The sequence below is a fragment of the Nonomuraea sp. NPDC048882 genome (genome assembly GCF_040649755.1).
In the GTDB taxonomy this organism is placed as follows: Bacteria; Actinomycetota; Actinomycetes; order Streptosporangiales; family Streptosporangiaceae; genus Nonomuraea; species Nonomuraea maheshkhaliensis.
This window is the reverse complement of record NZ_JBEZGB010000034.1, coordinates 37,334-47,633: the sequence shown is the minus strand read 5'-3', so window position 1 is coordinate 47,633 and position 10,300 is coordinate 37,334. Positions and strand designations below refer to the sequence as shown.

9 protein-coding genes are annotated in these 10,300 nt (G+C 70.4%); 4 read left to right on the top strand and 5 right to left on the bottom strand.

Annotated elements, in window-relative coordinates; all coding sequences use genetic code 11:
• Positions 1–7 precede the first annotated feature (7 nt).
• Positions 8–1,441, top strand: coding sequence for a peptidase S10 (locus tag AB0C27_RS54255; RefSeq protein WP_357862786.1), 1,434 nt, complete (start codon positions 8–10; stop codon positions 1,439–1,441).
• Here the strand turns inward: AB0C27_RS54255 and AB0C27_RS54250 are convergent.
• From AB0C27_RS54250 to AB0C27_RS54230, 5 genes are all read right to left on the bottom strand, one after another.
• Positions 1,400–2,320: a hypothetical protein gene (locus tag AB0C27_RS54250; RefSeq protein WP_357862785.1), complete on the bottom strand. Its 921-nt coding sequence runs from the start codon at positions 2,318–2,320 to the stop codon at positions 1,400–1,402. The genes AB0C27_RS54255 and AB0C27_RS54250 overlap by 42 nt on opposite strands.
• Entirely contained in the window at positions 2,311–2,730 is a 420-nt protein-coding gene (locus AB0C27_RS54245) for a peptidase inhibitor family I36 protein (RefSeq protein WP_346100783.1), read from the bottom strand. The genes AB0C27_RS54250 and AB0C27_RS54245 overlap by 10 nt, the downstream gene beginning before the upstream one ends.
• Before the next feature lie 220 nt (positions 2,731–2,950).
• Entirely contained in the window at positions 2,951–3,721 is a 771-nt protein-coding gene (locus AB0C27_RS54240) for an SDR family oxidoreductase (RefSeq protein ID WP_357862782.1), read from the bottom strand.
• A complete protein-coding gene (locus AB0C27_RS54235; protein WP_357862781.1) occupies positions 3,718–4,728 on the bottom strand; it encodes a DUF4432 family protein in 1,011 nt (336 codons plus the stop codon). The genes AB0C27_RS54240 and AB0C27_RS54235 overlap by 4 nt, the downstream gene beginning before the upstream one ends.
• Positions 4,725–5,888 carry a DUF4185 domain-containing protein gene (locus AB0C27_RS54230; protein ID WP_357862779.1) on the bottom strand — a complete coding sequence of 388 codons (1,164 nt, stop codon included), beginning with the start codon at positions 5,886–5,888 and terminating at the stop codon, positions 4,725–4,727. The genes AB0C27_RS54235 and AB0C27_RS54230 overlap by 4 nt, the downstream gene beginning before the upstream one ends.
• Before the next feature lie 135 nt (positions 5,889–6,023).
• On the opposite strand from AB0C27_RS54230, the gene AB0C27_RS54225 reads away from it, so the two are divergent.
• The 3 genes from AB0C27_RS54225 (at position 6,024) to AB0C27_RS54215 (ending at position 10,127) form a co-directional block, all read left to right on the top strand.
• Complete coding sequence (locus AB0C27_RS54225; RefSeq protein ID WP_357862777.1) at positions 6,024–7,634, top strand: ATP-binding cassette domain-containing protein; 1,611 nt, start codon at positions 6,024–6,026, stop codon at positions 7,632–7,634.
• A gap of 88 nt (positions 7,635–7,722) precedes the next feature.
• A complete protein-coding gene (locus AB0C27_RS54220; RefSeq protein ID WP_357862775.1) occupies positions 7,723–8,523 on the top strand; it encodes a hypothetical protein in 801 nt (266 codons plus the stop codon).
• A gap of 116 nt (positions 8,524–8,639) precedes the next feature.
• Positions 8,640–10,127, top strand: coding sequence for a sigma-70 family RNA polymerase sigma factor (locus AB0C27_RS54215; RefSeq protein WP_357862773.1), 1,488 nt, complete (start codon positions 8,640–8,642; stop codon positions 10,125–10,127).
• The last annotated feature ends 173 nt before the right edge of the window (positions 10,128–10,300 follow it).

The window sequence follows — 10,300 nt, the reverse complement described above, 5'->3', positions numbered from 1 at the left end:
GTGTTGAATGTCTGAAGAGTCGAAGCAATCCCTTGCCGACAACCTCGTCACCACCAGCCACACCCTGCCCTCCGGCCAGTCGTACACCGCGACGACCGGGACCATGGTGCTGCGCGAAGAGGTGGTCACCGACGGCAAGTTCGAGGGGCTGCGGCCCAAGGCCGAGGTGTTCGTCACCGCGTACACGCTGGACGGGGCCGAGCCGCTGAGCCGGCCGGTCACGTTCGCGTTCAACGGCGGGCCGGGCTCGTCCAGCGTGTGGCTGCACCTGGGCGTGCTCGGGCCCCGCCGGGTCGTCATGGGGGACGCGGGGGCGCTGCTGCCGCCGCCGTACGGGCTGGTGGACAACGAGGAGAGTCTGCTCCAGGTGAGCGACCTCGTCTTCATCGACCCCGTCTCCACCGGCTACTCCCGGGTGGCAGAAGGGGAGAAGACCGAGCCTTACCACGGCTTCGCCGGCGACCTGGAGTCCGTCGGCGAGGTGATCAGGTTGTGGACGACCAGGAACGGGCGGTGGATGTCGCCGAAGTTCCTGGCCGGCGAGTCGTACGGGACCGTGCGGGCCGCCGGCCTGGCCGACCACCTGCAGTCGCGCTACGGCATGTACTTCAACGGCGTCATCCTCATCTCGTCCGTGCTCGACTACATCACGGGCGAGTTCAACGACGGCAACGACCTGGCCTACGCCCTCTACCTGCCGACCTACGCGGCCATCGCCCACCACCACGGCCTGCACGGCGACCGGCCGCTGGCCGAGGTGCTGCGCGAGGCCGAGGAGTACGCCTCGGGCGAGTACCTGTGGGCGCTCACCCGGGGCAACCGGCTCACCGCCGAGGAACGTTCCGAGGCGGTCGCCAGGGTCGCCGCGCTGGCCGGGCTCAGCGAGGACTACGTGGACCGGGTCAACCTGCGCATCGAGCACATCAGGTTTTTCACCGAGGTGCTGCGCCCGCGCCGCCAGGTCGTCGGCCGGCTCGACGGCCGCTTCACCGGCTGGGACCCCGACTCCGGCCGCGAGCACTTCACCGCCGACCCCAGCATGGACGCCATCATGGGGCCCTACAGCGCCGCGCTCAACCACTACCTGCGCACGGAGCTGGGCTACGCCAACGACCTGCCGTACGAGATCCTCACCTCACGCGTGCAGCCGTGGTCGTACAAGGAGTTCGAGAACGCGCACGTGCAGGTAGCCTCCAACTTGGGGGCAGCCATGCGGGCCAACCCGCACCTGCGGGTGCACGTGGCCTGCGGCTACCACGACGGCGCGACGCCGTACTTCGCCGCCGAGCACACCTTCGCCCACCTGCCCGTGCCCGCCGAGCTGGCCGCCCGGATCGAGTTCAGGTACTACGAGGCCGGCCACATGATGTACGTCCACGAGCCCAGCAGGCTGGCCCAGTCAGCGCACCTGGCGGCCTTCGTGCTCGGCGAGCAGACGTGAGGCCCGGCCCAGGCGCTGCTTGAGGTTGGCGCGCAGCGCGGCGAAGCGCCCGGCGTTGTCGCGGATGACGGCGCGCTGCAACTCGGCGTCGGCCGCGTACCAGGCGGAGACCAGGCCGGCGGACCACTTGCAGGTCGTGTCCGCGGTCGCGACCTGCTTCTCGTCCTCGGTCACGGCCGGCTTGTCGAGATCCCAGCGGCTGTCGCCGATGGCCGCCTCTGGAGCCGGGTAGGAGTGGCCCGCCTGGGTCATGCACGACTGCCAGCGCCTGACCGCCGCCGTCACCGACGGGTGCTTGGCGGCCTGCTCCAGCGTGAGCGAGTCCTGCAGCGCCAGCCACGGCCAGTCCGCCTGGCGCGCGCCCTTGTCCAGGGTGAGCGTGGCGCGGTCGAGGCAGCCGCGGTTCGCGGCGGTGCCGTACAGGCGGTGGCGGGCCCGCACGGGCAGCTTGCCGGCCCAGGCGCCGGTGGTGTCGGGGGAGGGCGGCCTGGCCAGGTGGTAGCCGTGGCTCCTGGCGGCCCCGATGTCGGTGACGCCGTAACGGCGTGAGTTGCCGGGATCGATCGTGGCGATGGCGGCCGGATCCTCGGCGGGCGGCGCGACGGTGATGCCCTGCTCGCGCATGCATCGCGCGACGAGTGCGTTGTGGGCGTTGCCCAGGACGGCCCGCTGCTCGGGAGTGGTCTTGTAGGCGTCGAACGGCAGCACCAGCTGCGACACCGAGGTGACGCCCCGCGCGGGCGCCGGTGCCGCGGGCTCGTCGGCGCGGCAGGCCGCGGTGGCCGTCACGAGCAGCAGCGCGCTCGCGATCAGCCCGCGGCAGCCGGTTTCCGGCGGCCAAGCCCGGAAACCGGCACTCCCTGTATTGCTCAGTGGCACCAGATGTCGATCGCGCTGGTGCGGTTGTTGCCGACGGCGTTGTTCGCCAGGAACCCGTCGTTCGAGTTGTGCGTGAACGTGCTGTGGGCGCCGGTGTAACCCGGGTGCTGCCAGAGGGTGGCGCTGCAGCCGACGCGGTTCCTGACCGAGCTGGTCTGGTTGTTCATGCTGACCCAGGAATTGCTGAAGTCCCAGTTCAGCCAGTTGTTGTCGGCGAAGTTGGAATCGTCTTGGGTGAAGTCCCGCCAGTGGTCGACCTGGCCGCGGTTGTAGTCGTAGCCGGCGTACAGGCAGACACGACCGCCGTAGCAGGTCGAGCGGGGGCTGGCCACCGCGGCGGCTGCGGGGGCGAGCGCGGTGAACAGAGTGGCCGCGGCGATGAAGCCGGCGGCCTTCTTGGATAGCCTCACAGGTCTCTCCTCGATCAGTGAGTCGTTTCGACCTCGTAACTTAGCGTGCTGAATCGAACGCGAGTTGTACTGACTCGCCGATTCCAAAAGGGCTCCACGCCCAGTGAAGGGTCGCGTGCCCAGGCCCGCCGACTCACTCGTATCAGGCTGATGAACTGCGCCTTCACCGCATTGGCCGAAGCCTTGGCGGTGAAGGAGAAACCCGTGGCCTGCGCTCTACCTATTCGGGAAGCGCCGCCGGATTCTGCGCCAGCAATCCCCCGTCCACACGATGCTCCGCACCCGTGATGAACGACGATCGCGGTCCGGCCAGAAATGCCACCAGTTCCGCCACCTCCTCGGGCCGGCCCACGCGGCCCAGCGGATGGGAGCGGCCCCACTGCGCGATCTGCTCCTCCTGCGACAGCTCGCCGCGCCACAGGTCCGCCGCCCAGCGCAGCATGGGGGTGTCGACCGAGCCGGGGCAGACCACGTTCACCCGGATGCCGTCGGCCGCGTGGTCGAGCGCCATCGACCTGGTCAGGCCGTTGAGCGCGGCCTTGCTCGACGAGTACGCCGCCACCTGCGCCTGCGAGGAGAACGCCTGCACCGACGACATGACCACGATCGAGCCGCCGCCGCGGGCGCGCAACTCGGGCACGGCGGCCTTGCAGGTGAGGTAGACACCCTTGAGGTTGATGTCGAACACCTCGTCCCAGACCTCTTCAGGGGTGTCCTCGACGGTGCCGTAACGCTGCACCCCGGCGCAGGTCACCACGATGTCCAGCCCGCCGAACCTGCTCGCCGCCAGGCTCACCAGATCGCGCATGTCAGCGGCTCGGCGCACGTCGGCGATCCGGCCGACCACCTGCCCGGTGTCCAGCTCGGCGCCCTTGTCGACGCCGCAGAACACCACGGACGCCCCGCCGTCGGCCAGCCGGTCGACCACGGCCCGTCCGATCCCCGTCGAACCGCCCGTGACCAGCGCGACCTTGCCGGCGAACTCGCTCATACCCTTACCTCCGCGCGCAAACTCAGCACCTTCGTCTCGTGGGGTCCCAAGGTCAGGGCCGTGCCGTTGGCCACGGCCGCGGCCAGGCCGTCGGTCGGCATGCCGGCGAACGGTTCCAGCCCCACGGTGTACGCCCGCCCCCACCACGGGTAGCCGGTGGACGCGCCGACCTCCTGCCACATCCACAGGTACGGCAGGACCGAGGCATCCCACTCAACCCGCATAGCGATATCCCCCGAAATTTCGTACCAACCCTCGTTAAAGCCGGTCAGATAGACGATGTCGCTCGGCGCGCCCGGCTCCGGCACCACGCTCAGATCTGTCACACCGCCGCCGTCGGCCGGCACCAGAGGCCATTCCCACGGCCCGCCCGCCCTGACCCGGCGGGCCGGCGGAGTGATCGCGTTCTCGTGCGGGATCACCCGGACGCCGTCGGGCAGCCGGATCCTGGCCCCAGGGCGCAGGAACGGCCGGCCGTACACGATGTGCTGGCCCCACATGGCGTGCAGCGGCAGGCCCGACTCGTTGGTGGCCCGCCCCTCGACCTCCAGCGCGGTCGTGCCCGAGCGCAGCCGCAGGACCTTCTCCATCCGGTACGGCAGCCGCCGCGTGCGCACGCTCAGCCGGACCGCGACCTCCTCGGGGGAGTCGGCCACGACCTCGCACTCCCACGGCAGCCCCGACACCTCGCCGTGCTGCGCCAGCCGCGCCCCCCGGTACTCGCTGGGTGCGCCCCCGTTCGGGAAGACCTCCTGCCAGCCGCCCTCGTAGTGGTCGACGAACTGGGCGACCCCGTCGGCCGCGCCGTGGAGATGGTCGCGCGGGTCGCGCAGCCCCTGCGGCGAGAGCCAGACGAAGTCCGTGTCCGTCGGCTTGTGCAGGAACTCGACCACGTCGCCGCCCTTGCCGGGCAGGACGCTCACGCGCAGCCGTTCGTTCTCCAGCGTGACCGCCCGCAGCCCGTCGATCGTGCCGTGCCGCAGCCGGGCCGCCCAGTTACGCCTCATCTGAACGTCACGTCCAGAAATCTAGGCCGGTAGATGGAGACGTCGCGGTAGTGGTCGGTGTTGACGAAGCTGTTGACGTTGTACGACACCACGAGCCCGTCGCCGGCCACGTCGGGATGGGCGTGGGCGTTGTAGGTGAAGATGTTCCCGCTGGTCTCGGGGGTCGTGTAGACGTGCTGCTTGCCGGTGAAGGGGCCGGCGGGCGAGCACGAGGAGTAGGCCACGATGTTGGCGCTCAGCGCCTCGGTCGTGTCATGCGTGATCAGGACATATCCGGATCCGATCCGGCTGACGCTGTACTCGTTCGCCACGCCGTCCATCACCCGCGCCGAGTCGGCCTGGTCCTGCGACCAGGTGCCGTCGGCCTTGAGGTACTCCCAGCGGCCGAGCAGGCTCTGGCCCTTGACCCTGGCGATGTGCATGTACTTGGGCGAGCCGAGGTCCTCGACCCCGTACACGTAGGTGTGGCCGCCGTCCCTGAGCACGCCTGAGGCCCAGGCCACGCCGTGCCCCGACGGCAGGTCGTGCACGCTGATCGGCCGTTCGAGCCGTCCAGGCGCGAACCTGGCCACCACGTTCCTGTGCCAGCGCCAGTCCCAGGCCCCGGGGCCGAAGCGCTCGTACTCCTGGTAGGTGACCTCCACGACGCCGCCCGCCAGCGTGGCGTCACCGGCCCAGTACCAGTGGTCCTTGTCGCGCGGCGGCATCACGGCCACGGGCTTGGCGGCGGTGCCGGCGTGGATGGTGGACAGCCTGCCGTTCCGTTCGACGGCGAAGGAGTTGTTCAGGAAGACCGTGCTCCCGCCCTCCTCGACCACGGGCGGGCGGCTCCCGTCGGGGTTGACCCGGCCGAGGAAGGTGTCGGAGAACACCCAGAGCTCCCGGCCGTCGGGCAGTTTGACCGAGTAGGTGCCGTCGGCGCCCGTCCAGTCGTCCAGGCGGCTGTTGTCGTTGCCGTAGTTGGTGAACAGGGCGGTCAGCCGGGCGTCGGTTCTGGCGCCCGTGACCGTGGGAGCACAGTCGGAGGCGGCGGCCGTCCTGGTCTGCTCCTGGACGACGGGCACGGGTTTGGGCGGTGCGGCGAGGGCCTGCTGCGGGGTGGCTGTGAGACCCAGCAACGCGATGGCCAGGGGGGCGAGGGCGGAGCGGAATCGCGTCATCACCTGTCCTAGGGGAGGGGGTTCCCTACAGTTCTAGTCATTAGATCACTTACTGTCTAGGGCCCGTGTGAGCGCCGGGGCGGGCGCGGCGAAATCCATATGACCGGAGCGCGGGTGGGCGGCTACCCTGCCGGAATGGGACACGTGGAAGTCGGACATCTGACGTACGTGCTGCCCGACGGGCGGCCGCTGCTCAACGACGTGTCCTTCAGGATCGGCGAAGGTGTCAAGGCCGCGCTCGTCGGGCCCAACGGCGCGGGCAAGACCACGCTGATGCGCCTGATCGCCGGCGACCTCCAGCCCGTCGAGGGCAGCGTGGCCGGCTCCGGCGGCCTGGGCGTGATGCGGCAGTTCATCGGCAGCGTGCGCGACGGCAGCAACGTGCGTGACCTGCTCCTGGGCGTCGCGCCACCCGCGGTGCGGCACGCCGCCGAGCGGCTCGACCAGGCCGAGCTGGCCATGATGGAGCGCGACGACGAGAAGACGCAGATGCGTTACGCGCAGGCCATCAGCGACTACACCGACGCGGGCGGCTACGAGATCGAGGTGCTCTGGGACACCTGTACGGTGGCCGCGCTCGGCGTCCCCTTCGAAAGACTGAAATATCGGGACGTGGCGACGCTGTCGGGCGGCGAGCAGAAGCGCCTGGTCCTGGAGGCGCTGCTGCGCGGCCCCGACCAGACCCTGCTGCTCGACGAGCCCGACAACTACCTCGACGTCCCCGGCAAGGAATGGCTGGAGCAGCAGCTCAAGGAGACGCCCAAGACCGTGCTGCTGGTCAGCCACGACCGCCAGCTCCTGGCGAACGCGGCCGACCGCATCATCACCGTCGAGTCAGGAAACATCTGGATCCATGGGGGCGGCTTCCGTACGTACGCCGAGGCCCGCAGAGCGCGCAACGAGCGCCTCGACGAGCTGCGCCGGCGCTGGGACGAAGAGCACGCCAAGCTCAAGGCCCTGGTCAACATGCTGAAGAACAAGGCGAGATACAACGACGGCATGGCCCCCGCCTACCACGCCGCCCAGACGCGGCTGCGCAAGTTCGAGGAGGCGGGCCCGCCGGAGGTGGCGCCGGCCGAGCAGAACATCAAGATGCGCCTGCGCGGCGGCCGCACCGGCAAGCGCGCCGTCATCTGCGAACAGCTTGAGCTCAAGGGCCTGATGCGCCCGTTCGACCTGGAGATCTGGTACGGCGAGCGGGTCGCCGTGCTGGGCTCCAACGGCTCGGGCAAGTCCCACTTCCTGCGCCTGCTGGCGGGCGAGGAGGTCGCCCATGAGGGCGTGGCCAGGCTGGGCGCCCGCGTGGTGCCCGGCCACTTCGCCCAGACCCACGCCCGGCCCGACCTGCTCGGCCGCACCCCGGTCGAGATCGTCATGACCGAGCACGCCAGGCTCAAGAACGAGGCCATGAAGATCCTGGCCCGCTACGAGCTGGCGGGGCTGATCGCCGAGCAGCGCTTCGACACCCTGTCGGGCGGTCAGCAGGCACGGCTGCAGATCCTGCTGCTTGAGCTGTCGGGGGCCACGCTGCTGCTGCTCGACGAGCCGACCGACAACCTCGACCTGGCCAGCGCCGAGGCGCTGCAGGCCGGTCTGGAGGCGTTCGACGGCACGGTGCTGGCGGTCACCCACGACCGCTGGTTCGCCGCTGATTTCGACCGCTATCTGGTGTTCGGCTCCGACGGCACGGTCTACGAGTCGGCCGAGCCGGTCTGGGACGAGACCAGGGTGGTCAGGACCCGCTGATATCCGCTGATGTCTCGTTGATAAAGAGTTGGTAGGGCTGGCGCGTGTCCCGCGCCAGCCGTGCCCATGCTCGGGTTATCACGGCAAAGTGATCCCGCGTAGCCGAACCGCCAGCCTCCTCGCACTCGGGGCGATCTGCCTCACCGGGTGCGCGAGCGAGGAACAGCCGGTCCAGAAGCTCAAGCCGCTCGCTCTCAAGGAGCAGGTCTCCCATATCGTCAAGTCCGCCGACGGATATGCCGTCACCTGGGCGGGCGTGCTCAGCAACGCCAACCCGTGGCACTTCGGCGAGCACGTGGTGGCCACGATCGTCGGGCACGACGCCAAGGGGGGCGAGGTGCTCAAACTGGACCAGCCGCTCGACGCGGTGCCGCCGGGCGGCACGCTGCCCTTCACCGGCCAGGCCGTCGCCACCCAGAAGCCGGCCAGGGTGACGATCCAGTACCGTCCCGCGCGGTGGCGGCCGGCCGCGCGCATTCCTTCGGCCTTCCAGCGGTTCCCGATCTCGCGTGTCCAGACAATGCGCCAGAAAGATGGCACGTACCTTATTACTGGATATGTCGGCAACCCTTATCAAGTTTCGGCGAGCAGTCTGGTCGTGAACGCGATGTTGCGCGACAAAACGGGAAAGCTCATCGGCGGTGGCAGCACCTATGTGGACGACGTGAAAGCGGGCAGCCCGCCGCGTTTCATCCTCACGGTGGGCGGCCTGCCGAGGGGCTCCCAGGTCGCCAAGACCGAGATCGCGGCCAGGACCTGGGGCTCCACCGGCCGTCCCTACGAGGATCTGGCCCTGTCGGGAGCCGTTCCCGTGCACACGGTCAAACCCACCAGCGAGCCGTTCACGGTGGACCGGAGCACGCAGGTGGTGTCCGAGCACAAGCAATAAATAAGCCGCGCCTATCCGGAATGTCGGGATAATTTTCCGGTTCTTCGCCTGACAAGTGATGCCTTCGGCGTGGAACCGGTAGAACTGCTAGTTACCGATCCATTACCTTCGGTCACATGACTGACCGCGTTCTGGTCGAAGCACTCCGCGCCCGTGATCCCGCAGCGCTCAGCGCGCTCTACGACGCGTACGCGGAGAGCGTCTACCGCTATTGCTGGTCCCTCCTCCTGAGCGCCGACAGCGCGCAGGTGGCGCTCCGCGACACGCTGATCGCCGCCGAGGCGCACGCCGGCGCGCTGACCACGCCCGAACGGCTGCGCGCCTGGCTGTTCGCGCTGGCGCGCGCCGAATGCCTGCGGCGCAGAACCGCCGCGCCACCCGGCGCCGCCGAGGCGCTGGCCGAGGCGCCGGAGCCCGACGACCCCGCCGACGCCGACCTGCGCGTCATGGCCTGGAACGCGGTCCACAGCCTGCCCGTGGCCGACAGGGAGCTCCTGGAGCTCGTCCACGGGCACGAACTGCCCGCGGACGAGCTGGCCCAGGTGCTCGCCACACCGCCGCGCCAGGTGGAGCTGCTGCTGGAAGCGGCCCGCGAACGCCTGGGCGACGCGATCACCGTCGAGGTCCTGGCCAGGAAGGGCCCGTACGACTGCCCGCGGCGCGCCCGCATCCTGGCCGGGTTCGGCGGCGAGCTGACCAGGGACATGCGCGAGTACCTGATCAGGCACCTGCCGCGGTGCGAGACCTGCGCGCCGCACCGCACCCGCCAGGTGTCCCCGGCCAAGGTGTACGCGCTGCTGCCCGCGCCCGCGCTGCCCGGCACCTTGCGCGTCAGGGTGATGAGCTGCTTCGCCGACCCCGAGCTCCTGCCCTACCGCCGCTACGTCGCCAGGCGTACCAGCGCGCTGGACGCCGCCGGGTTTCCCGTTTCCCCGCGGCGACAGGGCCGGCGATGGCCTCAGGCGGTGGCGGGCACGCTGGCGGCGATCGCGACCGTGGTGGCGATAGCGGTGATCTTCGATCGGATCGGAAGGGAGAACGGCGGGGTGACAGGCGTGGCGACGGCCGCGTTCCCGCCGACGGGTGAGCCTCCGGGCATCCGGCTGCCCTGGCAGGGCGATCCCCACGACTCGCCGCTGAGCGTGGAGCCCATCCTCGACAGCACCACCACGCAGCCCCTGGGCGTGACCGGGACTCCGAGCGGGGCGCCGGCTCCGGCCGTGCCGTCCCAGATCCCCTCCTCGCCCACCGGCGTACCTGCCACGTCGTCGCCGGGGTCCCCACCGGGGTCGCCGCCGGGCAAGGACCCCGGTGGAAACGACGGCGCCGCTCCGGACCCCGGTCCCGGGCCGGACGGGCTCCCGTCCGGCACGCCCGCGCACGAACCGCCGCCGGGCCGGCCGACGATCGGCTCACCGCCCGGCGGGCCGCCCGGCAGGCCGCACCCGCCCAGGCCCGGCACCCGTACCCCCACTCCGCCCCCGACGCCCACCCCCACACCCACGCCGACCGAGACCCCCACCCCGACCTCCACACCGACGGAGCCGGCCACCCAGACCCCCACGGAGGAGCCTTCGGCGACCCCGTCGGCAACGGGCAGCTGACCTCCTCCCTCGTCCGGCGCCGGGACTTCGCCTCCCGCGTTCGCCCGGCGCCGGGACCTCCGGGCTTCCGCGCCCGACCGGCGCCGGCCCTGGTCCCTGACGTGCGGCCGTGAAGGGGAGAGGTGCGCCCGTGAATAGGGACCTGGCAGCCTGTTCACTTTCACGTGACGTTA

Bases quoted from the DNA above. Each gene is read 5' to 3' on its own strand.
- AB0C27_RS54255 (WP_357862786.1), top strand. From the start codon at position 8: ATGTCTGAAGAGTCGAAGCAATCCCTTGCCGACAACCTCGTCACCACC.
- AB0C27_RS54225 (WP_357862777.1), top strand. From the start codon at position 6,024: ATGGGACACGTGGAAGTCGGACATCTGACGTACGTGCTGCCCGACGGG.
- AB0C27_RS54215 (WP_357862773.1), top strand. From the start codon at position 8,640: ATGACTGACCGCGTTCTGGTCGAAGCACTCCGCGCCCGTGATCCCGCA.
- AB0C27_RS54235 (WP_357862781.1), bottom strand. From the start codon at position 4,728: ATGAGGCGTAACTGGGCGGCCCGGCTGCGGCACGGCACGATCGACGGG.
- AB0C27_RS54230 (WP_357862779.1), bottom strand. From the start codon at position 5,888: ATGACGCGATTCCGCTCCGCCCTCGCCCCCCTGGCCATCGCGTTGCTG.
- AB0C27_RS54240 (WP_357862782.1), bottom strand. From the start codon at position 3,721: ATGAGCGAGTTCGCCGGCAAGGTCGCGCTGGTCACGGGCGGTTCGACG.